This window comes from Pseudomonas asplenii, from assembly GCF_001293465.1.
Lineage (GTDB): Bacteria > Pseudomonadota > Gammaproteobacteria > Pseudomonadales > Pseudomonadaceae > Aquipseudomonas > Aquipseudomonas fuscovaginae_B.
The window spans coordinates 100,512-123,689 of sequence record NZ_JSYZ01000002.1 but is presented as its reverse complement, the minus strand read 5'-3'; the positions used below and the strand labels follow the sequence as shown (position 1 = coordinate 123,689).

Sequence of the window (23,178 nt, the reverse complement as noted above, 5' to 3'; positions counted from 1 at the left end):
TCAGTTCGCCTGAGGGGCGGTGGTCGTGGCGGGCGCCATCTTGTCCGGGCTGATGGCGATGTGCGCGCCATTGTCCAGCTTCAACTGCCCGCCGCTGACCACCTGCTCACCGTCCTTGAGGCCCTCGATGACCTTGACCAGCCCGTCACGCCGTTCGGCGGTCTTGATGAAGCGCCGCTGCGCCATCAGTTGCGGCTGGCCGTCGGTTTCCTTCAGCACGCTGCCGTCCTCGGCCTTTTTCTGGGTCACGACATACACCGAGTTGCCGTAGAGGGTGTAGGTGACGGCGCTTTCCGGTATCACCACATAGGGCTGCGGGTCCGGCAGCAGCACCTGGAGGTTGGCGAACATGCCCGGCAGCAGCTTGCCAGCGGGATTGGCCAGGGTGGCACGCACCAGCACGTTGCGGGTGGTTTCATCGACCTTGGGGTTGATGGCGCTGAGCAGGCCCGGGAAGACTTCCTGCCCATAGGCGGCGACGCTCAGTTGCACCGGTTGCCCGACCGCCAGCTTGGGGATGAACTGCTCGGGCAGGTAGAAATCCACATAGAGGCTGCTCAGGTCCTGCAGGGTGGCGATCACCGTACCGCTGGCGAGATAGTCGCCGACATCCACCTGGCGGATACCGATGGTGCCGCTGAATGGCGCAAGGATCTTCTTCTTGGCCAGGGCGGCCTTGAGCTGGTTGACCGTGGCCCGGTTCTTTTGCCGCACCGCCGAGAGCCGGTCGAATTCACCGCGGGAGATCGCCTGGCTACCGACCAGCTTGGCGCCCCGGCCGTAGTCCAGCTCGGCGAGGCCCAGGTCGGCCTGGGCGGTTTCCAGCAGGGCGCTTTCGACATCGCTGTCGAGTTGCAGCAGCGGCTGTCCGGCCTTGACCTTCTGCCCGGACTCGAATTGCACGGCCTTGACCGTGCCGGCGATTTCCAGGCTCAGGTTGACGCCCTGCAGGGCCTTGAGCGTGCCCACGGTGGGCAGACGCTCCTGCCAGGGGCGGGCATTGGCGGTCACCGCCGCGACATGAATGGCCGGCTTGGGAGCGGAGTAGACCTGGATCTGTTTGTAGATCGAGAAAGCCTTGTAGCCGGCGAGCGCCAGCACGACGAGAAGGACGAGACCCAGCATGATCAGCATGCGGCGACGCAGCATATTCCAGTTCCTTGGAGACGAGGCTAACGGAAGGTCGAACAACCGCCCTGCACGATAACCCCGCACCCAGGCGTCGCCTTGAAGCTACTTGTCAGCAGATATTACGCCAATGGCGTGACTTGAGAAGGGGGGCGTTCGAGGGCTTTGGCGCGATAGCATTCGCGGGCAAGCCCGGCTCCTGCACGACGAGGTCACACTGACGCTCATCGTATCCTTCCTCCCTGTAGGAACCAGGCTTGCCCGCGAACAGGGCCCGTGTGTCTTACACCAGATGCAGGTGGTTGTCCCAGAGCCCCGCAGGCAGATCCAGGGGTTTTGCTGTCAGCTCCTTCTGGCGGCAATCATAGAAACGGCAGCGGCCCTGGCCGGAAGTGACCACGAAGCCGTCGGCCACCGCGCCTACGCCGGCACAGTCGGGCAGGTGGGCATCCAGGCGCAGTTGGCCGCTGTCCAGCTCCCAGATGAAGAACCGGTTGCCCCGTGGCGCGGTCAAGGCCACCAGGCGCAGATCGCTGTGCACCGCGACGCTGGCGGTGTAGTGCCCCATTGCCTGCAACTGCTGTTCGGCCACCGGGAAGGCCACGAACGGTTGCCCGGGACGCTTGATCGCCAGCAACTCGGACGACTCGTGGGACGGCCCCATGAACTGCTGGCCGGCGACAATGGTGCCGTCGGCGGCCACGCCCAGGTGGCGAACACTGTTCATCTGCTGGGCCAGGGCCTCCTTGCTCAGCAGGGTGCCGTCGCGCTGCATCAGCACCAGGCTCGGCTCCATCGCATCGAGGTTCATGTCCACCCGGCTTTCGGCCTCGGTACGGATACCGCCGTTGGCGACGATCAGGGTTTCGCCATCGGGCATCCACGAGACCTGGTGCGGGCCGATGCCGTGGGTGGGGACCTCGCCGGCATGGACCAGGCGCTCACCTTCGAACCGATAGACTCCGAGCAGGCCGCGCCCCGGATCGCTGGTGTCGTTTTCGGTGGCGTACAGCCAGTCGCCACTCTTGTGGATCACCGCATGGCCGTAGAAGTGCCGGTTCGGCTGCGAGACCAGGGTCTGCAGCAGGCGCCCGTCGCGCAGGTCGATCAGGTAGCTCTGCGTGCCGGGGCGGCGGGCGACGAACACCGCCAGGGGCAACGTGGGGTGGTGGATGATGTCGTGGCAACGCTGGCTGACCCGGGTCGCGAAGACCTGCTGGCCATCCAGTCGATAACCCACGGCATAGTGTGCGCCCTCGCCGTCGTCGCGGGCCGAAAGCAGGAGCGGGCTTTTGCCTTTCTGGCGGAACAGGGTCCAGCCGCCCAGCGTGATCGCGCCGAGCAGCAGGCTACCCAGGGTCAGGGCCTGGCGTCGCAGCATCATCAGTCACCGTCGTTGGCATTGAAGCCCAGTTGGATACCCAGCGCCTTGGCCAGTTCACCTTCATGCAGGCGATGGACGACGTTGAGGCTGTCATAGAGGTCGTTGAGCTGCTGGCGACCGGCGTCGTCGCCGAGCATCTCGGTCAGCGAGCGCTGGTTGCTGGCGAACAGCTTCAGCGATGCGGCGTAGGCGGCATCGATCTTGTCGGCCAACGGCTTCTGCTCGGCCGGCAGCAGGCCGCGCAGGCCCTTGTTGTCGACCCCGACCCAGACGGTGCGGGCCGCCGCCAGGCTGGCTTCCAGGCCCTGCAGCGAAGACTGGCTGCGCCAGGCATCGGCCTGGAACGGTTGGGCAATACCCTTGGCCTGACGGCCCATCGGCGTGCCGAGTTTCTTCTTCAGGGTGTCCAGCGCGGTGACCTGGACCCGTAGCAGGTCAGCGATGGCCTCGTGGGAGTCGGCGTAGCGCTGGTTCGGGAACTTGCTCATCTGCGCGAGCATGCCGTCGTTGCTGTTCCAGCGCGACAGGATCTCTTCGGCCAGGGTCTTCTGGCGTTCGCCGATGGCGGTCAGCAGCGGGCAGTAGCGGGCTTTCTGCGCACTGTCGGCCATGTCGATCCGACTGTCGAACAGAATGTATTCGTAGGCCGACAAGCCCTGGACGACCACACTGGATTTGGCCAGGGTGGCGGCATCGATCTGCGGCTGGGCGCTGACCAGTTGCTCGACCTGGCGGCCGACCAGGTTCTTCTTGTCCGGCCAGAACTGAACCTGCCAGGAGCGGTTGCCCTCGGCCAGTGGCCCGATCAGCAACGGCTGCAGTTCGGCCCAGGCTTTCTGGGCGTGGAGGAAGTCGGCACGGGCGGTGTCCAGGCTGGCCTTGCCTTCGCAGAAGGCCAGGGCGCTGATCGCCAGTTGGCGATCGGCCTCGACCCAGCGGCTGTAGGTCGGCAGGATCACCTGCTTGGCGATCGCTGCCGAAGTGAGGGCCTGTGGATCCTGCGGCGAGCAGGCTCCGATGGCGAGTGCGGCGAGGCTGGTGAACAACAGTTTGGGGCGGAACATGTCCAGGTCCTCTGATTAAGGATTTCTTATAGCGAATTCAGGAAAGCCAGCAACGCGGCGCGCTGCTCGGCATTGAACGACAGAACGCGCTGCTGTGCCGGCAAGGCTTCGCCGCCATGCCAGAGCACGGCTTCGAGCAGACTGCGGGCGCGGCCGTCATGCAGGAATCGGGTGTGGCCGCTGACCGTCCCGGTCAGGCCGATACCCCACAGGGGGGGCGTGCGCCAGTCGCTGCCGCTGGCAAGGAACTCGGTGCGGTTGTCCGCCAGCCCAGGGCCCATGTCATGCAGCAACAGGTCACTGTAGGGGCGGATCACCTGGCCGGCCAGCTCCGGCTCGGCGGCAGTGGCCGCAGTAGTGAATTGTGGGGTATGGCAGTTCTGGCAGCCGGCCTGGTGGAACAGGCGCTTGCCGGCCAGTACCTGTTCTGCGCCGACGTCCCGACGAGCCGGGACCGCCAGGTTGCGGGTGTAGAACAGCACCAGGCGCAGGATGTTGTCGCTGACCTCCTGTTCGCCGTCGGCGCCATTGCCGTTGGGGGCATTGCGACAGGCGCTCTGGGTCGCGGTGCAATCATCGAAGGGCCGCAGGGTCGTGGTGAGGCCCATGTCGCCGGAAAACGCGTGAACGTTTTGTTGGTTGAGATTGGGCTGCCCGGCTTTCCAGCCGAAGCGCCCCAGCACGGTCTTGCCCTGGGCGTCGTCCCAGACCCGGTTCGGCCGACCGGCGATGCCGTCGCGCTGCTGCGCTTTCGCGTTGGCGAGGATCGCCTCTTCGGGGATCGCCTCCAGCAGGCCCAGGCCGATCATGGGCGGCGCTACCCGCGCGGAAAAGCGCGTGTCCGGGTGCATCGGGCCGTAGCCCAGCTGGCTGATGAGCAGGCGTGGCCTGCGCAGTTCGACTTCGGTGCCGTCCTTGAAGCGCACCGGCAGCGGGTCGTACTCGACCCGTACCTTGCCTTCCGGTATGACGCCGGGGATGGCCATGTCCTGCAACTGACCGCCATAGACCGGCTCGGGCACCACGCCCTGTTGCTCGATCAGCTTCGCGTAGGCTGGCGCATTGGGGATCGACAGGCGCACCAGCATCGAGACGGCGTTGTCCGAGCCGGCTTCTGGAGGATGGCCGCGACCGTCCCTGATATGGCAGTTCTGACAGGCGTTGGTGTTGAACAGCGGGCCCAGGCCGTCGCGGGCAGTGGTGGTCGACGGAGCGATCACCCAGGGGCTGCGAAAGAAACTGTTGCCGACACTGAAGTCCAGGCGGCGCTCCGGCGACAGGTTGGCCGACGGCAGGGAAAAACTGTTGCGATCGCTCCTGTCCACGGTGGTCCCGCCGCCGGCGCGTGCCTCGCCGGGCTCGGGCGCGTTGAAGCGCGCGGCGTCATCGCAGGCACTCAGGCCCAGGGCCAGCAGCAACGACGACAGGCGAACAGGTAACGAAGGCATGGGCATGGACACAGGGTTCGGGACAGGGCGCGAATCTTATCGGGTCGGGACTGGGCAAGCGTTTGCCCAGATCAGTCATTCGTGTGGTGAGCTATCCGTTTCTCTGTGACGGGCGAACTCGCCACAAGGGTATCGTTCAGCGCAGGACTACCCCCTCCATGGGAGGGGGCGGCCAGGCTACCGATCAGAACTCGTGATCGGCATTGTCCGGGTTCAGGTCGCTGATGCCCAGCTTGGCGGCGGCCTGTTCGATCGAACCGGTCTGCTTGACCAGGGCGGCGATGGCGTCGCGCACGATCTTGTTGCCCGCGTCGTTGCCGGCGGCGATCAACTGGTCGTAATGCTCACCCTTGTTGGCATGGTCAACCATGACCTGGATCTTCGCTTCGGTGCTTTCCAGGTCGCCCTTGAGCGCGGTATCGGCGGCCGGATCGGCCTTCGCCACCAACGACGACAGGCTCGGGCCGGTCAGTTTGGTGCCGTCGACGCGGGTATATTCACCCAGGTAGACGTTGCGGATGCCCTTGGCGTCGTAGAAATGCGAGTTGTGGGTGTTGTCGCTGAAGCAGTCCTGTTCGTCTTCCGGGGAGTTGGCTTCCAGGGATACCTTCATCCGCTCGCCCGCCAGTTCGCCGAGGGACAGGCTGCCCATGCCGAACAGCATCTTGCGCAGGCCGCTTTCGGCCGGCTCGGCTTCCAGGCTGGCGCGATAGTTGTCGGCCACGTTCGGTTTCCAGTTGCCGACCATTTCTTCCAGGTCGTTGACCAGCAGTTGGGTCACGGCCTTCAGGTAGGCACGCCGCCGATCGTTGTGGCCACCGGTGGCGCCGGCACCTTCGAGATAGTCCGAGGCCGGACGGTTGCCGGCGCCCGGGCCGGTGCCGTTGAGGTCCTGGCCCCACAGCAGGAACTCGATGGCGTGGTAACCGGTGGCGACGTTGGCCTCGGAGCCGCCCAGCTCGTTCAGGCTGGCGAGTTTTTCCGGCGTGATCTCGGTCACATCGACCTTGTCCTCGCCAACCTGGATCTGCTTGTTGGCGATGATGTTGGCGCTGGCGCCCGGGTTGCCCAGGGCGTGCTCGTAGGAGGCGTCGACGTAGTCGATCAGGCCTTCGTCCAGCGGCCAGGCGTTCACCTGGCCTTCCCAGTCGTCGATGATGGTATTGCCGAAGCGGAACACTTCGCTCTGCAGGTAAGGTACGCGTGCGGCTACCCAGGCGGCCTTGGCGGCCTTGAGGGTGTCGTCGTTCGGCTTGGCGAGGAAGGCGTCGATGGCCTGCTGCAGCGTCTTCGCGGTGGATTCGGCATCGCTGTACACGGCGAAGACCATGTCGGCGTAGTGCGCGACCACCGCCTTGCCGGCAGCCTCGTCGACCTTGCCGGCAGCGTCGCTGGCAGGTGTGGCCGGAGCACTGGCGGCCGGTGTCGGCGCGGCGGCTGCGGTTTTTTCCTTGTCCTTGTCGCCACAGCCGGCGAGGGCGATGGCAAGGGCCAACAGGCTGGCGGTGGCCAGAGGCATGCGAATCATGGCGGGTATCCTGCTTCGAGAGGTTGGACGAGTGCGCGCGGGGACGCGCAAAACCGACACATAATGCGAAAGATATGCATTTTGTGTAAAGGATTAGTCTTTGAAATATTTACTAATAATCTGCTGCTTGATTACGGATCGGTATATGCGTACCGCTCCGCTTACTGGAGCATTGCCGCGTTACTGCGCTGGGCCTGCTTGAGATAGGCGCCCAGTTCGCGGGCCGGCAGTGGCTTGCTGTAGTAATAGCCCTGGCCCTCATGACAGCCTTCGGAAATGATGTAGGCCTCCTGCTCGACGGTTTCCACGCCTTCGGCGATCACCTGCATGCCGAGGCTCTTGCCCAGCTGGATGATCGCCCGGACGATGGTCGCGTCGTCGTCGTCCTCCAGCAGGTCCTGGACGAAGCTCTTGTCGATCTTGATCTTGTCCAGTGGCAGGCTCTTGAGATAGCTCAGCGACGAGTAGCCGGTGCCGAAATCGTCGATGGCGATCAGTGCACCGGAGCGGCGCAGGCTCAACAGGTGCTGGGCGGCGGTGCTGATGTCTTCCATCAGGCCGGTTTCGGTGACTTCCAGCTCCAGGCTGCGTGGTGGCAGGCGGTACATCTGCAGCAGGTTGTTGACCACCCGCGGCAGTTCGGCGTGGTGCAGTTGCACGGTGGACAGGTTGACCGCCATGCGCAGGTCGGTGAAGCCCAGGTCGTGCCATTCGCGCAACTGTCGGCAGGCCTGGTCCAGTACCCATTCGCCGATGGCGATGATCGTGCCGTTCTGTTCGGCCAGCGGAATGAACAGGTCCGGTGGCACCAGCCCGTGTTCCGGATGCTGCCAGCGGATCAGCGCTTCGACGCCGACCACCCGGTGGTCGCGGTAGCTGATCTGGGGCTGGTAGACCAGATAGAACTGATTGCGGTTGAGGGCTTCGCGCAGATCCTTTTCCAGCTCGCGGCGGCGGCGCATTTCGCTGTCGACGCTGGCGATATAGAACTGATAGCGGTTGCGTGAGCGGCTCTTGGCCAGGGTCATGGTCTGCTCGGCCTTCTGCAGCAGCTTCTCGGTGCTGTCGCCATCCTCCGGGAACAGGGTGATGCCGATGGTCGCGCGCAGGCGGATTTCCTGATGATCGAGGGCGAAGGGCGCTTCCAGGTCGTCGAGAATGCTCTGCGCCAGCTCGGCGGCCTCGTAGGGCTGCTCGATATCGGCCTGGACCAGGGCGAACTGGTCGCCGCCCAGGCGGGCCAGGGCGCCGAGACGGCCGCTGTGGGCGCGCAGACGGTCAGCCAGGGCGAGCAGCAACTGGTCGCCGGTCTGGTAGCCGAACTGTTCGTTGATGCCCTTGAAGTCGTCCAGCCCGACCACCAGCACCGCGACCCGCCGCTGCAGGCGTCCGGCGTCGACCAGGATCTTGTCCAGTTGTTGTTGCAGTTGCAGGCGGTTGGGCAGACCGGTGAGGAAATCGTACTGGGACATGCGCAGCAGGCTGTTTTCCGCCTCGTGGCGCAGATGGGTGTTGCGTTCGATCGAGGCCAGCAACTGGTTGGCGGTATTGATCCAGATCCCCAGCTCGTTGGTTTCGTGACCCTTGAGCAGCGGCAGTTGATTCGCCGCCGGGCGATCCGGGTTGATATTGCTCAGGTGATCGATGATGCGCGACAGCGGCTTGGTCAATAGCCAGTGGTAGACCAGGTACAGCACCAGGGCCATCAACAGCGCCCGCAGTACGCCGGAGATGAAGATGATCACCGAGCTGACGATGAAGCTCTGGCCATAGGTGGCGGTGTCGAGGGTGATGCTCAGGTCACCGTAGTACTCGCTGTAGGGGCCGCGACCAACCAGTTGCGTGGTGAAGGTGCGTTCCTGGCCGAGGATCAGGTCGGTGAGCCAGCGGCTGGAGGAGGTCTGCAGATCGCGGGATTTCTCCGCGAGCATGGTTTCGTTGGGGTGGCCGATGGAGGCCATGCGCACGGATTGGTCCTGGAACAGGCCTTCGATTACCTGCATGCCCATTTCCCGGTCGAGGCTGTAGACGGCCTGGGTCGAGGGGTCGCGAAACATGTCGAGGATCCGCTGGGCGTCGCTGGCAACCGCCTGGCGGGTCTTGTAGGCGTCGAACACGATTTGCGCGCAGCTCAGTACCACGCCGACAATCAATGCCGACAACAGCACGACCCGGAGCAACTTCACCGACAAGCTGTGCTTGAGTTCCAGCTTCAAAGGGCTATTCCTTGTTCCGTGCGGGTAGCATCAAGTTGCCATGAGTATTGGCAATCCGGCTCCGGCAGTCAAAGGGACAATGCGACTGGGGATGATCGGTACGTTTGCTCGACCCGAACGCGGTTTCCGTCCCTTCGGTTCATCAGGTACTGTGTCGGTAGGGGAGTGGCCTAACTTGAGGGTACCTCCTTCAATTTAGCTGACTTGGCGGGCCCCGGCTCATTCGTTTCAGCGATAAGGGAGAGGGCGAGGGCCTTTGGTCGGCAGGCCCGCTCCCTGCGCAGGCCCATGACCTGCAGGCGCCGGACTGGTCCGCGCAATCCTCCCCAAGGTCGCCCGCCGGTCCGGCAGCCAGTTCTGTCCAGGCATAAAAAAACCCGGCAGGGCCGGGTTTTTTCTGAAGGCGGGCTTCAGTCTCAAGCGGTGAAGGTCTTGCCTTCGAACTGCTCGGCGACGAATTTCCAGTTCACCAGGTTCCAGAACGCCTCGACATACTTTGGACGCACGTTGCGGTAGTCGATGTAGTAGGCGTGTTCCCAGACGTCGCAGGTCAGCAGCGGGGTGTCGCCGCTGGTCAGCGGGTTGCCGGCGCCGATGGTGCTGGCCAGGGCCAGGGAGCCGTCAGCCTTCTTCACCAGCCAGCCCCAGCCGGAACCGAAGGTGCCGACGGAAGTCTTGGTGAACTCTTCCTTGAACTTGTCGAACGAACCGAAGGCGGCGTTGATCGCCTCGGCCAGGGCACCGGTAGGCTGGCCGCCGGCGTTTGGCGCCAGGCAGTTCCAGTAGAAAGTGTGGTTCCAGACTTGAGCGGCGTTGTTGAAGATGCCACCCGACGAAGTCTTGACGATTTCTTCCAGAGTCTTGCCTTCGAACTCGGTGCCTGGCACCAGGTTGTTCAGGTTCACGACATAGGTGTTGTGGTGCTTGTCGTGGTGGAACTCCAGGGTTTCCTTGGAGATGTGCGGCTGCAGGGCATCGTGTGCGTAGGGCAGCGGCGGCAATTCGAAAGCCATGGTTATTCTCCTAATCAGGTCAGTTGCGGGGAGCGCAAGGCCGATCACGGGCGGCCCGACAATGCGCCGTGGAGTTTGTACCCCTTGCGGCGCAGGTTTCCGATCATAGCACCGGGGTAGCGGCTTAACCACGCAACAACTGTGTGGGATAAAGGTTCCAGAGCCTTTTGTCCCCTCACCCGGCCGCAATCAGTTGCGCCGCCACGCCGAACATCATCGCCGCCACCAGCAGGTCGAGGACGCGCCAGGTCGCCGGCCTGGCCAGCCAGGGAGCCAGCCATGCGGCCCCCAGTGCCAGGGTGAAGAACCACAGCAGCGAGGCGCTGGCGGCACCGACGACGTAGGCTCCGGGTTCGCTCTGCTGGGCACCGAGGGAGCCGATCAGCAGCACCGTGTCGAGGTAGACGTGCGGGTTGAGCAGGGTCACCGCCAGTGCGCTGAGCAGGACGGCGCGCAACGAGCGTACGGTCTGGCCCTCGCCCTGCTGAAGGCTCTGCCGCGAGCAGGCGCGGCGCAGGGCCTGGCTGCCGTACCAGATCAGGAACGCGGCCCCGCCCCAGCGGGCGACGGCCAGCAGCGTCGGGTTATGGGCCAGCACGGTGGCCAGGCCGAACACGCCGGCTGCCACCAGGATCGCGTCGCAGGCGACGCACAGCGCGGCAACCGGTAGATGGTGTTCGCGGCGCAGGCTCTGCGCCAGGACAAAGGCGTTCTGGGTGCCGATCGCCATGATCAGCCCGGCGGCGACCAGCAGGCCGTTGACATAACTCTGCCACATGCTGTTCAGGCTCCTGTGCGGGTCAGATCGTGCAGTACCGCCATGGCGCGCCCGGCGTCATCGCGACCGACGAACAAGTGGTCGTGGTAGTAGCCGGCGATCACGTTGCAGCTGATTCCGGCCTTGCCCAGGGCGCCGGCGAAAGCGGCGGTGAGGCCGACGGCCTGCAGCGCCGAATGCACGTTCAGGGTGATCCAGGCGGCGCAGTAGTCGAAAAGCAGGCCCAGCGCCTCGGCGTCCTCACGCTTGAGGATCACTGTCAGGCCTTCGCGTTCGCGAAAGCTGCCGAGCACTTCGCGGCCCTGCAGCAGGCTGCTGTTGGCGATGGAGCAGAACACGTAGTCGCCGTCGTTCAGTTGTGGGCTCATGCTGCGCAGCAGGGTTGCCAGGGAGGTTTCGCCAGCCATGCCGGTATCCTTGTATTCGAAGAGTGCTGGCGGGTATTTTCCAGCGCGATCCTGTATAAGAAAAACCAATATTGGTGATCGCTCATTAGGAAAACTGATGTTCGACTACAAACTGCTTTCCGCCCTGGCCGCCGTGGTCGAGCAGGCCGGTTTCGATCGCGCGGCGCAGGTGCTGGGGCTGTCGCAGTCGGCGGTTTCCCAGCGGATCAAGCTGCTCGAGGCGCGGGTCGGCCAGCCGGTGCTGGTGCGGGCCACGCCGCCCAGCCCGACTGAGATCGGCCGGCGCCTGCTCAACCATGTGCAGCAGGTGCGCCTGCTCGAACGCGATCTGCAGGGGCAGGTGCCGGCGCTGGATGAGGAAGGCCAGCCGGAGCGCCTGCGTATCGCGCTGAATGCCGACAGCCTGGCGACCTGGTGGGCCCAGGCGATTGGGGATTTCTGCGTCGCCAACCACCTGCTGCTGGACTTGGTGGTGGAAGACCAGACCGTCGGTCTCAAGCGCATGCGCGCCGGCGAGGTGGCGGCCTGCGTCTGTGCCAGCGAACGTCCGGTCGCCGGTGCCCGCAGCCTGCCGCTCGGCGCCATGCGCTACCGGGCGCTGGTCACGCCGGCGTTCATGGCCCGGCATTTTCCCGAGGGGGTCGATGTCCATTCGCTGACGCGGGCGCCGGCGCTGGTGTTCGGCCCGGACGATCTGCTGCAACATCGCTACCTCGCCGCGCTGGGTGTGGAGGGCGGCTTCGAGCACCATCTATGCCCTTCGGCCGAAGGCTTTCTGCGCATGAGTGAAGCTGGGCTGGGCTGGGGGCTGGTGCCCGAGTTGCAGGCGCAGGAGCAGTTGGCGCGGGGGCGACTGGTGGAGTTGATACCCGATAGACCGGTCGATGTGCCGCTGTACTGGCATCATTGGCGCAACGGGGGCCAGTTGCTTGGCCGCCTCACCGAGCATCTGGCACGCTCGGCCGGGCAATGGTTGGTGCCTCTGGCGTGATCGGCAGCGTTTAAGTAGCAGGCAACACGAATCAAGGTATTTGGAGACGACATGAAAATTCTGGTCACCGGCGCGAGCGGCTTCATTGGCGGGCGCTTTGCGCGCTGTGCCCTGGAGCAGGGCTATACGGTGCGGGTCAATGGCCGCCGGGCCGAAGGTGTCGAGCATCTGGTGCGTCGCGGAGCCGAGTTCGTCCAGGGCGATCTGAGCGATCCGCAGTTGGTCCGCGAGCTGTGCCGTGACGTCGAGGCGGTGGTGCACTGCGCCGGTGCGGTCGGCCTGTGGGGCCGTTACCAGGCGTTTCACCAGGGCAATGTGCTGGTCACCGAGAATGTCGTCGAGGCGTGCCTGAAGGAGCAGGTGCGGCGCCTGGTCCACCTGTCCTCGCCGTCGGTGTATTTCGATGGCCGCTCGCACCTGGGGTTGACCGAGGAACAGGTGCCCGGGCGCTTCCGGCATCCCTACGCGGCAACCAAGTTCCTGGCTGAACAGAAGGTCTTCGGCGCCCAGGAGTTCGGCCTGGAGGTGCTCGCCCTGCGGCCGCGCTTCGTCACTGGTGCCGGCGACACGAGTATCTTCCCGCGGTTGTTGAAGATGCAGCGCAAGGGCCGTCTGGCGATCGTCGGCAATGGCTTGAACAAGGTCGACTTCACCAGCATGCAGAACCTCAACGACGCGCTGCTGAGTTGCCTGCAGGTCAGCGGCTCGGCGCTGGGCAAGGTCTACAACATCAGCAACGGTACGCCGGTGCCGTTGTGGGACGTGGTCAACTACGTGATGCGCCAGATGCAGGTGCCGCAGGTGACACGCTACCGTTCCTACGGCCTGGCCTACAGCGTCGCGGCGCTCAATGAGGCGGCCTGCGCGCTATGGCCCGGGCGCCCGGAGCCGACCCTGTCGCGACTGGGAACGCAGGTGATGAACAAGGATTTCACCCTGGACATCAGCCGCGCACGGCATTATCTGGGCTACGAGCCCAAGGTCAGCCTGTGGGCGGCGCTGGATGAGTTCTGCCACTGGTGGCAGGCCCAGGAATCGACTGTCCGCTGAAACATTCGATAACCAATGCTGAACCGAACGCCCGGTTCGGAGTCGATCAGAGCGGCGGACAACGGGTTTATACTCGGGCATTTCGCCATCAACCTGGTTCGGAAAGGTTCTTTCATGCGTAACGATGCCAACGACGATTTCGATGATGTACCGAGCCTGCGGGCCGATGTGGAGGATGACGACGAGTTTCCGCTCAGCCCCGCCGCCCGTGAGCGCACCCGGGTGGCTTCGCGCAGCACGCCGGTGGTCAAGGTCAGGGCGGCGAGCACAGGTCCCTTGTGGGCGCTGGTGGGGGCGCTGTTCTTCGCCTTCGCCGGGCTGGCCTGGTGGAGCTTCCAGCAGATCTCGCTGATGGAGCAGCAACTGGTGGCCACCCAGGAGAGCTTTGCGCGGATCAGCGAGGAAGCGGCGGGGCGCCTGCAGGCGATCTCCGGCAAGGTGGCTTCCAGCGAGTCGAGTGCCAACAGCGATACCGAGGCGTTGAAACTGCAGGTCCGGCAGCTCGAGGGCAAGTTGCAGGAGCAGGATCGCCAGCAGCAGGGGGTTGCCGGCCAGCAGACCGGACTGGACCAGCGTCTGCAGAAAATGAACGCACAGACCGCGGACCTGCAGACGGCCAACGCTCAATTGCAGGCTCAGCTCAAGAGCCTGGCGAGCGACCTGGCGGCGCTGAAGGCGGCCCAGCCCGACAGCGGCAAGTACGATGCCGAACTCAAGAGCCATGCGGCGGATATCGCTGCGCTGAAGAAGCAGGGCAATCCGAGTGCAGCCCTGGAGCGCCTGGAGCAGGACATGATCGTGCTCAAGAGCGAGCAGGACAATCGCCAGGCGGCGGGTGGCCAGGGCGCGAGTACGGCGGAGTTCGACGCCTTCCGAGGACAGGTCACCCGCAACATCAATACCCTGCAGAGCCAGATCCAGAATCTGCAGCAGCAGATCAACGCGCGTCCTTGAGGGGGCAGTCCAGGACGGTGCTGTCTGTGTAGCGGCTGCTTGAGCCGTTGCCACCCGTCCTGGAAGCGTGTTTCCAAATATTGCCAAACGGCACTTCATCAGGGTTTCACGGTCTTAGAAGTATGCGTCGGCGTTCCTGTCGGCGTATGCCGACCAGCGTCGCTGGCCCGGCTTCTTCGCGGTCCGGGAGGCCGCCATGCATCTTCGACTTCTTCTCACGGCAAGCCTGGCTTTGACCCTTTCTGCGTGTGTGCCTTACTACGAGGACGGCGCGAGCTACTACCGTTCCGATGTCTATACGTCACCCGCGCCGGTCTACTACGGTGGCGGTTCCTACTACCGTCGGGACTATTACTATGCCCCGCAACCTCGCTATTACGCGCCACAGCCACGCTACTACTCGGCACCGCGTTACTACGTCCCGTCGCCGCGGCCTTATCCGAACCGCGGCTGGGGATACCCTTACCAGGGCTGGGGCGACCATGGCGGCGGGCGTGGCGACCATGATCACGGTGGACGCGGCCATGGCGGGCGCGGGCACTAGGCCGCCAGTTGGAGCGGGTGTTGTTCGCGGATGAATCCGGCTCCCACAGGTTTTGTGTCGCCCATGAGACTCATGGGCGCCAGAGTCGGATTCATCCGCGAAGGAGGCCTTGCAAGACAGCCCTGGGCACCAGCGCTTCAGTAGCCCGACAAGTCCGCCAATGGGTGCCGCCCTTCCCAGGCCTTGTGGAAATGCGCCTCGACCACTGCCCGCGGCACGTTCGCCACGTTCGGCCAGTGCCAGCGGGGCTGTTGGTCCTTGTCGATCAGCCGGGCGCGCACGCCTTCGCCGAATTCCGGGTGGCGGCAGCAATTCAGGCTCAGGGTGTACTCCATCTGGAACACCTCGGCCAGCGACAGGTGGGGCGCCCGGGCGATCTGTTCCCAGACCAGATGGGCGGTCAGCGGGCAGCCGTCCCTGAGGTTCTTCGCCGCCTGCGCCAGCAGGCTGTCGCTGTCCTCGGTGTGCTGGGCCAGCACCTTCCAGGCACAACTCACATCGGCGACATCCAGCAGCGCATCGATCCGTTCCCGGCGTGGCAACCACTGCGCTGGGGGATGCCGTTCGCGGGCCTGGTGTTCCAGGGCCTTGAGCAGGCTGTTGAGCTGCAGCGCGGCATGTTCCTGCCAGTTGAGCTGCAGCAGGCCGTCGATCAGTTCGTCCTGCTGGTCGTCACGCAGGATGCGGTCGGCCAGGCCAAGGTCGATCGCATCGCGGGCATTCATCCGGGCGCCGGTCAGGCCGAGGAACAGCCCCAGCTTGCCCGGCAGGCGGGAGAGAAACCAACTGCCACCGACGTCCGGATACAGGCCGATGCCGATTTCCGGCATCGCCAGTTGGCTGCCGGGGGTGACGATCCGGATGCTGGCGCCTTGCAGCAGGCCCATCCCGCCGCCCAGCACATAGCCGTGGCCCCAGCAGATCAGCGGCTTGGGGTAGGTGTGCAGGGCATGATCGAGACGATATTCCGCGGCGAAAAAATCCGCCGCCAAGGCCGGCACTTCCCCGGGCCGGGCACGGCAGGCCTCGGCCAGGCTGCGCACTTCACCGCCGGCGCAGAAGGCCTTGGCGCCATTGCCGCGCAACAGGACACAGGCCACATGAGGATCCCTGGACCAGGCATCGAGCCGTTCATGCAGACCGTTGATCATCGGCAGGGACAGGGCGTTGAGGCTGTGTTCGGCATTCAGGCTGGCGATACCGATCCGGGCGCCATTGCTGCCGATGAGTTCTTCGAAAAGCAGGTTCATCGCGACCTCTGACTGCGGGTTGAATCCTCAGTATGATCCTTGTGTGGGAAACTGCCGGTAATGCGTCGGATCAATTGACAAGCGTGGTAGGCATCCCTAGTGTCCGCCCCATTGTGATTTCCGGACCCCGCCATGACCGACGACGACCGTATCAAACTCGAACCCAGCTGGAAGCAGGCGCTGCGCGAAGAATTCGACAAGCCCTACATGGCCGAGTTGCGCGAGTTCCTGCGCCAGGAGCATGCCGCCGGCAAGCAGATCTATCCGCCAGGTCCGCTGATCTTCAACGCGCTGAACACCACGCCGCTGGACCAGGTCAAGGTGGTCATCCTCGGCCAGGACCCCTATCACGGCCCCGGCCAGGCCCATGGTCTGTGCTTCTCGGTGCAGCCGGGCGTGCCGACGCCGCCGTCGCTGGTGAACATCTACAAGGAATTGCAGCGCGACCTGAACATCGACATCCCCAATCACGGCTACCTGCAGAGTTGGGCCGAGCAGGGCGTGTTGCTGCTCAACACCACCATGACCGTGGAGCGGGGCAATGCGGCGTCCCATGCCAACCGCGGCTGGCAGTTCTTTACCGATAGGATCATCGAGGTGGTCAGCGAGCGCCAGGACAAGCTGGTGTTCCTGCTGTGGGGTTCCCATGCCCAGAGCAAGCAGAAGCTGATCGACTCGACCAAGCACCTGGTGCTGAAGTCGGTGCATCCGTCGCCGCTGTCGGCCTATCGCGGCTTCCTCGGTTGCGGGCACTTCAGCCGGACCAACAAGTTCCTCGAACAGAACGGCCTGACGCCGATCCAGTGGGCCTTGCCACCGCTGTAACCTGGGTGCCGCGCTCCTGGGGCGCGGCGACTTCAGGCGGGTCTGTTCCAGTGGCGGAACAACGGCTCGGCCATGAACAGCACGAACAGCAATCGCATCACCTGCATGGCGGTCACCAGCGGGACCGACAGTTGCAGGGTCTCGGCGGTGAGGCTCATCTCGGCGATGCCACCGGGCATCATGCCCAGGGTCAGCGAGCGCAGGTCGAGATGGCTCAGCGCGCTCAGGGCCCAGGCCGACAGGCTGGCGATCAGCATGGTCAACGCCGTGCCGACCAGGGTGCGGCCCATGAATGATGGTGCCCGGCGGAAGAACTCACGATTGAAATGACAACCCAGGCCGCTGCCGATCAGCCACTGGCCGATCTGGCTGGCGCCGTTGGGCAGGCCGATGTGCAGGTCCCAGGCGATGCTCACCGTTGCGCTCACCAGCAAGGGGCCGAACAACCATGGATTGGGTTGGCGCAGTCGCTGCCAGAGCCAGGCGAGCAGGGCGCCGAGGGGAAACAGCACGGCCAGCCAGTGCCAATCGACGACACTGGAACCTTGAATCGGCACACCTTCACCCAGCAGATACTTGAACGCCGCCGGCACACACAGCACCACCACCAGCACCCGCAGGCTCTGGCCGGCGGCGACCCGGCTGAGTACCGCGCCGTTGCGCGCGCCGAGGTTGACCATCTCCCCGGAGCCGCCCGGCATACTGGAGAAGAACGCCGTGGCGCGGTCCTCACCGGTGCGCCGTAGCAGCCACACCCCGAGCACGCTGGACAGGCTGGTGACCAGCGCGCCGAACAGGATCAGGCCGAAATGCGCCATTACCTGTTCCATCACCTGCGGCGTGAAATGCAGGCCGATACCGATGCCCACCACCCACTGGCCGGTCTTGCGTCCACCGGGAATCTCCTTGAGCTGCCAGGGCGTCAGGCAGCGCACCAGAATGATCGCCAGCAGCGAGCCGACCATCCAGGGCAGTGGCCAGCCGACCTGGCTGGCGAGGTAGCCGCCAGCCAGGCCGACCAGCGGGGTTCCCCACCAGTGACGAAAAGCTCGATCAGGCATTGGCCAGGTCACGGCGCTGGGTGGAGCGCTTGCGCCAGATGCGCAGCAGCGGCATCGCCAGCATGATCACGGTCAGCACCCAGACCCCGATGCTGATCGGGCTGGCCCAGAGAATCTCCAATGCACCGTTGGAGATCGACAGCGCCCGGCGCAGGTTCGACTCCATCAGCCCGCCGAGGATGAAGCCCAGCAACACTGGCGACAGTGGGAAATCGAGCTTGCGCAGGATATAGCCGAAGATGCCGATGCCGATCATCAGGAACAGGTCGAAAGTGGTGGCGTGCACCGCGTAGACACCGATCGCGGTAATGATCGCGATCACCGGCACCAGCGCCCAGTTCGGCACCGCGAGGATGCGGGTGAAGATACGGATCATCGGGATGTTGAGGATCACCAGCATGACGTTGGCGATGAACAGCGAGGCGATCAGGCCCCAGACGATGTCCGGCTGCTGTTCGAACAGCAGCGGGCCGGGGGTGATGTTGTACAGCGTCAGGGCGCCGATCATCACCGCGGTGGTGCCCGAACCGGGTACGCCGAGGGTCAGCATCGGCACCAGGGCGCCGCAGGCCGAGGCGCCGATGGCGGTTTCCGGCGCGGCCAGGCCACGCTTGTCGCCCTGGCCGAACTTGCCGCTGCTGCCGGCCAGGCGCTTTTCGGCCATGTAGGACACGGCACTGGCCAGGGTCGCCCCGGCGCCGGGCAGTACGCCCATGATGAAACCCAGCAGGCCGCAGCGGATGTTGACCACGAACACCGAGGCCGCTTCCTTGAGGTTGAACATCATCCGGCCGGTGGCTTTCACCGCTTCCTGGCCGTGGTGGGTTTTCTCCAGCAGCAGGAGGATCTCGCTGATGGAAAACAGGCCCAGCACCAGGACGACGAACTGGATGCCGTCGGTCAGGTGTACGTTATCGCCGGTGAAACGGTAGACGCCGCTGTTGGCGTCGATCCCGACACTCGACAGGAACAGCCCGATCAGCGCCGCGATGAAGGTCTTGAGCGGACGATCGCCAGCCATGCCACCGAGGCAGACGATGGCGAACACCATCAGTACGAAGTACTCCGCCGGACCGAAGGCGATCGCCCATTTCGCCAGCAGCGGGGCGAACAGCACCATGCCGCAGGTGGCGATGAAGGCGCCGATGAACGAACTCCAGGCCGACAGCGACAGGGCAACGCCCGCCAGGCCCTGGCGGGCCATCGGATAGCCGTCGAGGGTGGTCATCACCGTGGAGGCTTCGCCGGGAATGTTGAGCAGGATCGAGCTGATCCGCCCGCCGTACTCGCAGCCCAGGTAGACCGCCGCCAGCAGGATCAGCGCCGACTCCGGTGGCAGGCCGAGGGCGAAGGCGATCGGGATCAGCAGGGCGACGCCGTTGATCGGGCCGAGGCCGGGCAGCAGGCCGACGATGGTGCCGATCAGGGTGCCACTGAGGGCGGTGACCAGGTTGTAGGGGCTGAGCGCGACGCCGAAGCCCTGGCCCAGGTAGCTGAAAGTATCCATGTCAGTTCTCCAGAACGTCGAGCAGTCCAAGGGGCAGCGGTACATCCATGGCCTTGTCGAACAGCAGGTAGAGGCCAATGCTCATCAGGCTGATGATCACCGCGCTGGGCAGCCAGCGGCCGCCGTACAGGCGCGCCATCGGGATGCCGACGAGGATGCTGCTGAGAATGAAGCCCAGCGGTTCGAAGGTGCCGGCGAACACCAGCAGCAGGCCGACGCAGAGGGCGATCTTGGTCAGAGTTTCGCGATCCAGCGGCGGCTCGTCCTCGCTGTGCTTGAGTGGGGCCGGGCGAAACAGCATGTACAGCAGGGCCAGGCCCATCAGGCCGAGCATCAGCAGCGGGTAGGCGCGCGGCCCCACCGGTTCGTAGGAAAAGGCGGCCTGGTAAGGCCAGGCCATCAGCGCCAGGCCGGCACAGGCCAGCAGCAGCGCGAAGGCGAAGAGACGTTGCAAGAGCATGAGCGACTCCTGGGCCACGCCCCCGTCGCACGGGGTACGTGGCTGCGACTAGAGGGCGGTGGTCACTGGATCAGGCCGAATTCCTTGGCCAGCACCTTGTACTGGGCGACCTGCTTCTTCACGTAGGTGTCCAGCTCCGGGCCGGTCATGGCGAAGGGGAAGAGTTCGCGCTGGTCGCGCAGCTTGGCGAACTCCTCGGAGGCCAGCAGCTTGTCGAACGACTCTTTCCACCAGGCGTAGTCTTCATCGCTGACCTTCGGCCCGAGGTAGAAGCCGCGCACTACCGGCCAGACGATGTCGTAGCCCTGCTCGCGGGCGGTGGGGATATTCTTCATTTCCGGCTCGTCCAGGCGCTGTTCGGAGAACACCGCGAGCAGGCGCATGTCGCCGCTGAGGATGTGTGGCATGGAGTCGGAGATGTCGGTGCTGCCGACCTGGATATGTCCGCCGAGCAGGGCCGTGGCGATTTCGCCGCCGCCCTCGAGGGCCACGTAGCGCAGGTCGCGCGGGTTGATGCCGGCGGCCTTGGCGATCAGGGCGGTCTGCATCCAGTCCTGGCTGCCGACGGTGCCGCCGGAGCCGATCACCACGCTGCCGGGGTCTTTCTTCAGGGCCTTGACCAGGTCGTCGAGGCTCTTGTAAGGCGAGTCGCTTTTCACCGCGATGGCGCCGTAGCTGGTGCCGACGGCGGCCAGCCAGCGCACCGCGCTTTCATCGAAGCGGCCGAACTTGCCCTGGGCCAGGTTCAGCAGCGAGCCGCTGGACCAGGCTACCAGGGTACCGGCATCGGCCGGACGCTGGGCGACCACGGCGTTGTAGGCGACGGCACCCACTCCGCCGGGCATGTAGGTGACGCGCATCGGCTTGCTCAGCACTTTCTCGTTGACCAGGGCGCTTTGCGCCAGCTTGCAGGTCAGGTCGAAGCCACCACCAGGGGAGGCCGGGGCGATGCATTCCGGGCGCTTGGGTTCGGCGGCGAAGGTCTGGCCGGCCAGCAGGGCGAGGCTGGCGGCGAGGGCGAGTTTACGTAGCGACAGGTCCATTGTTCTCTCCAGGGGAGTTGTTGTTATGGGCGTACGGTTTCCACGGGGCAATAGCGTGGCGTGCGAGCGGGCGCGCGCAGTCGTCAGCGTGTGGCGAGAGGTCGATCGGGAGGAGGGGAACCAAAAGAACGGGCAGGCGTGAAAGCCTGAAGCTGTAGAGGCAGCATCGTGTCGGACTCCGTTTTTGTTCTTGTTCTTGATGAAAACGCATCGTGGCGTTTTTCTCGGCATTGCCATTTTTCGGACAGCCATGCGCTGCTGGCAGCGCTGGGCGCAACTGTCCGTGAAAAGACTGTAACGAGCGAACCTTTCACCAACCTTTCATCCGCCAGGGCCCGACAAACATGGGTCTGGCCGGCTAGCGGCGCTACGTTTATTGGGTAAACTCCGTGCTCGAAAGGGCGTTTGGCCGCCCCAGTCAGAGGTGGAAAATTCATGCGTGTACTCTTGGTCGAAGATCATCTGCAGTTGGCCGAAAGTGTCGCCCAGGCGCTCAAGAGTACGGGGTTGACCGTGGATGTGCTGCATGACGGGGTGGCGGCGGACCTGGCCCTGGGCAGCGAGGACTACGCGGCGGCGATCCTCGATGTGGGCCTGCCGCGCATGGATGGTTTCGAAGTGCTGGCGCGGTTGCGCGCACGTGGCAAGAACCTTCCGGTGCTGATGCTGACCGCCCGCAGCGATGTGAAGGATCGGGTGCATGGCCTGAACCTGGGAGCCGACGACTACCTGGCCAAGCCCTTCGAACTCACGGAACTGGAGGCGCGGGTCAAGGCGCTGTTGCGCCGCAGCGTGCTGGGTGGCGAACGACAGCAGCGCTGCGGGGAACTGGTCTATGACCTCGATACCCGCCGTTTCACTCTCGGTGACCAGTTGCTGACCCTGACTTCCCGCGAGCAGGCGGTGCTCGAGGCCCTGGTCGCCCGCCCGGGCCGGGTGATGAGCAAGGAGCAACTGGCGTCCCAGGTGTTCGGCCTGGATGAGGAAGCCAGCGCCGATGCCATCGAGATCTACGTGCATCGCCTGCGCAAGAAACTCGATGGCCATGCGGTGGCCATTGTCACTTTCCGCGGCCTCGGCTACCTGCTGGAAGCCCGTGATGCATAAGCCGGGCAGCCTGCGTTGGCGCTTGTTGTGGAACCTCGCGCTGTTGCTGGTGGTGCTGATGCTCGCCAGTGGCTGGAGTGCCTACTGGAACGGCCGCGAGGCTGCCGACACTGCCTATGACCGAACCCTGCTGGCCTCGGCACGAACCATCGCCGCCGGGCTGTCGCAGCGCGACGGGACCCTCAGCGCCGATGTGCCCTATGTCGCCCTCGACACCTTCGCCTACGACAGTGCCGGACGGATCTACTACCAGGTCAACGACATTCACCAGCAACCGATTTCCGGCTACGAGAATCTCCCGCCGCCACCGCCCGGCACGCCACGTACCGACGACTACCCGGCCCTGGCGCGGTTCTACGATGCCCAGTACCGAGGCCAGCCGGTACGGGTGGTGAGCCTGCTCAAGGCGGTCAGCGAGCCGAACATGAATGGCATGGCGGAAATCCGGGTGGCCGAGACCGATGAGGCCCGGGTCAACATGGCCCGTAGCCTGATGGCCGACACGTTGTTGCGCCTGGGTATGCTGGCGGGGGGCGCGCTGCTGCTGGTGTGGTTCGCCGTGAGTGCCGCGCTGCGCCCGCTGGAGCGCTTGCGCACGGCGGTGGAAGAGCGTCAGTCGGATGACCTGCGGCCCCTGCCGCTGGTCGAGGTGCAGCGCGAGTTGTGGCCCCTGGTCCGTGCTCTCAACCATTTCACCGAGCGTCTGCGCCGGCAGTTCGAGCGCCAGGAACAGTTCATCGCCGATGCTGCCCATGAACTGCGTACTCCCCTGGCGGCCCTGAAGGCACGCCTGGAACTGGGGCTGCGGGCCTCGGATGCCAACACCTGGCGCAGTACCCTGGAAACGGCGGCCCAGGGCACCGATCGCTTGACCCATCTGGCCAATCAGTTGCTGTCGATGGCACGGGTGGAGAATGGCGCCCGGGCGATTGCCGAGGGCGGTGCGCAGTTGCTCGACCTGAGCCAACTGGCCCGGGAGCTGGGCATGGCCATGGCACCCCTGGCCCATGCCCGAGGCGTGGCACTGGCGCTGGAGGCGGATGAGCCGGTGTGGCTGCGTGGCGAACCGACCCTGCTCAATGAGCTGCTGAGCAACCTGGTGGACAACGCCCTGGCCCATACCCCGGCCGGCGGCAACGTGATCCTGCGGGTCAGTGCTCCGGCGGTGCTGGAGGTGGAGGACGATGGGCCGGGTATTCCGCTGGAGGAGCGCGACCGGGTGTTCGAGCGCTTCTATCGGCGCAACCAGCAGGGCGTGGGTTCGGGGCTGGGCCTGGCGATCGTCGGCGAGATCTGTCGGGCGCATCTGGCGCAGATCAGCCTGCATGATGGCGAACAGCGGGGGCTGAAGGTGCGGGTGAGTTTTATCGCCGGTTGAGTGGGTGCCTGCGGTGGCCCGTTTGCGGACTCATCCGCGAAC

General features: G+C 64.9%; 21 protein-coding genes. 7 read left to right on the top strand and 14 right to left on the bottom strand.

The genetic code is table 11. The features are described from left to right. The 9 genes from PF66_RS02615 to PF66_RS02575 all read right to left on the bottom strand — a co-directional run bounded on the left by PF66_RS02615 (position 1) and on the right by PF66_RS02575 (position 10,966). Positions 1-1,149, bottom strand: a complete 1,149-nt coding sequence (locus PF66_RS02615; protein WP_054061827.1) for an efflux RND transporter periplasmic adaptor subunit — start codon at positions 1,147-1,149, stop codon at positions 1-3. Between the two features lie 262 nt (positions 1,150-1,411). Beyond that, complete coding sequence (locus PF66_RS02610; RefSeq protein WP_054061947.1) at positions 1,412-2,509, bottom strand: DUF1513 domain-containing protein; 1,098 nt, start codon at positions 2,507-2,509, stop codon at positions 1,412-1,414. A gap of 2 nt (positions 2,510-2,511) precedes the next feature. Further along, positions 2,512-3,576 carry an imelysin family protein gene (locus tag PF66_RS02605; RefSeq protein ID WP_054061826.1) on the bottom strand — a complete coding sequence of 355 codons (1,065 nt, stop codon included), beginning with the start codon at positions 3,574-3,576 and terminating at the stop codon, positions 2,512-2,514. Between the two features lie 26 nt (positions 3,577-3,602). Then, the gene (locus PF66_RS02600) at positions 3,603-5,024 is read right to left on the bottom strand and encodes a di-heme oxidoredictase family protein (protein WP_054056381.1); all 1,422 of its coding nucleotides are present in this window, start codon (positions 5,022-5,024) and stop codon (positions 3,603-3,605) included. A gap of 184 nt (positions 5,025-5,208) precedes the next feature. Beyond that, positions 5,209-6,552, bottom strand: a complete 1,344-nt coding sequence (locus PF66_RS02595) for an imelysin family protein (protein ID WP_054061825.1) — start codon at positions 6,550-6,552, stop codon at positions 5,209-5,211. Between the two features lie 161 nt (positions 6,553-6,713). Next, the gene (locus tag PF66_RS02590) at positions 6,714-8,768 is read right to left on the bottom strand and encodes a putative bifunctional diguanylate cyclase/phosphodiesterase (protein WP_054056379.1); all 2,055 of its coding nucleotides are present in this window, start codon (positions 8,766-8,768) and stop codon (positions 6,714-6,716) included. 416 nt (positions 8,769-9,184) lie between these two features. Beyond that, positions 9,185-9,781 (bottom strand): superoxide dismutase, encoded by a 597-nt coding sequence (locus PF66_RS02585; protein WP_010452821.1) that lies wholly within the window; start codon positions 9,779-9,781, stop codon positions 9,185-9,187. Between the two features lie 175 nt (positions 9,782-9,956). Next, positions 9,957-10,559 carry a LysE/ArgO family amino acid transporter gene (locus PF66_RS02580; RefSeq protein WP_054056378.1) on the bottom strand — a complete coding sequence of 201 codons (603 nt, stop codon included), beginning with the start codon at positions 10,557-10,559 and terminating at the stop codon, positions 9,957-9,959. Positions 10,560-10,564: 5 nt separating this feature from the next. Further along, entirely contained in the window at positions 10,565-10,966 is a 402-nt protein-coding gene (locus PF66_RS02575; RefSeq protein ID WP_054061824.1) for an ACT domain-containing protein, read from the bottom strand. A 97-nt stretch (positions 10,967-11,063) separates the two neighbouring features. On the opposite strand from PF66_RS02575, the gene PF66_RS02570 reads away from it, so the two are divergent. From PF66_RS02570 to PF66_RS31765, 4 genes are all read left to right on the top strand, one after another. After that, positions 11,064-11,957 (top strand): LysR family transcriptional regulator ArgP, encoded by an 894-nt coding sequence (locus PF66_RS02570; RefSeq protein WP_054061823.1) that lies wholly within the window; start codon positions 11,064-11,066, stop codon positions 11,955-11,957. A gap of 51 nt (positions 11,958-12,008) precedes the next feature. After that, positions 12,009-13,007 (top strand): NAD-dependent epimerase/dehydratase family protein, encoded by a 999-nt coding sequence (locus PF66_RS02565; protein ID WP_054061822.1) that lies wholly within the window; start codon positions 12,009-12,011, stop codon positions 13,005-13,007. 114 nt (positions 13,008-13,121) lie between these two features. Further along, positions 13,122-13,961 carry an ATPase gene (locus tag PF66_RS02560; protein ID WP_054061946.1) on the top strand — a complete coding sequence of 280 codons (840 nt, stop codon included), beginning with the start codon at positions 13,122-13,124 and terminating at the stop codon, positions 13,959-13,961. 196 nt (positions 13,962-14,157) lie between these two features. Further along, complete coding sequence (locus tag PF66_RS31765; RefSeq protein ID WP_081006096.1) at positions 14,158-14,505, top strand: hypothetical protein; 348 nt, start codon at positions 14,158-14,160, stop codon at positions 14,503-14,505. A gap of 137 nt (positions 14,506-14,642) precedes the next feature. Here PF66_RS31765 and PF66_RS02555 read toward each other — a convergent pair whose 3' ends face one another. Continuing rightward, complete coding sequence (locus PF66_RS02555; protein ID WP_054061821.1) at positions 14,643-15,755, bottom strand: enoyl-CoA hydratase/isomerase family protein; 1,113 nt, start codon at positions 15,753-15,755, stop codon at positions 14,643-14,645. Positions 15,756-15,887: 132 nt separating this feature from the next. Here PF66_RS02555 and ung point away from each other — a divergent pair, with 132 nt between their 5' ends. Next, entirely contained in the window at positions 15,888-16,580 is a 693-nt protein-coding gene (gene ung / locus PF66_RS02550) for a uracil-DNA glycosylase (RefSeq protein ID WP_054061059.1), read from the top strand. Positions 16,581-16,612: 32 nt separating this feature from the next. Here ung and PF66_RS02545 read toward each other — a convergent pair whose 3' ends face one another. From PF66_RS02545 to PF66_RS02530, 4 genes are all read right to left on the bottom strand, one after another. Then, positions 16,613-17,641, bottom strand: a complete 1,029-nt coding sequence (locus PF66_RS02545) for an AbrB family transcriptional regulator (RefSeq protein ID WP_054061820.1) — start codon at positions 17,639-17,641, stop codon at positions 16,613-16,615. Beyond that, positions 17,634-19,148, bottom strand: coding sequence for a tripartite tricarboxylate transporter permease (locus PF66_RS02540; RefSeq protein WP_054061057.1), 1,515 nt, complete (start codon positions 19,146-19,148; stop codon positions 17,634-17,636). The genes PF66_RS02545 and PF66_RS02540 overlap by 8 nt, the downstream gene beginning before the upstream one ends. Position 19,149: 1 nt before the next feature. Beyond that, positions 19,150-19,608: a tripartite tricarboxylate transporter TctB family protein gene (locus PF66_RS02535; protein ID WP_054061056.1), complete on the bottom strand. Its 459-nt coding sequence runs from the start codon at positions 19,606-19,608 to the stop codon at positions 19,150-19,152. A 62-nt stretch (positions 19,609-19,670) separates the two neighbouring features. After that, entirely contained in the window at positions 19,671-20,651 is a 981-nt protein-coding gene (locus tag PF66_RS02530) for a Bug family tripartite tricarboxylate transporter substrate binding protein (protein ID WP_054061819.1), read from the bottom strand. Between the two features lie 435 nt (positions 20,652-21,086). Between PF66_RS02530 and PF66_RS02525 the strand changes: the two genes are divergently transcribed. Beyond that, positions 21,087-21,758, top strand: a complete 672-nt coding sequence (locus PF66_RS02525; protein ID WP_017906220.1) for a response regulator — start codon at positions 21,087-21,089, stop codon at positions 21,756-21,758. After that, positions 21,751-23,136, top strand: a complete 1,386-nt coding sequence (locus PF66_RS02520) for a sensor histidine kinase (RefSeq protein ID WP_054061054.1) — start codon at positions 21,751-21,753, stop codon at positions 23,134-23,136. Before PF66_RS02525 ends, PF66_RS02520 begins: the two co-directional genes overlap by 8 nt. Positions 23,137-23,178 lie beyond the last annotated feature (42 nt).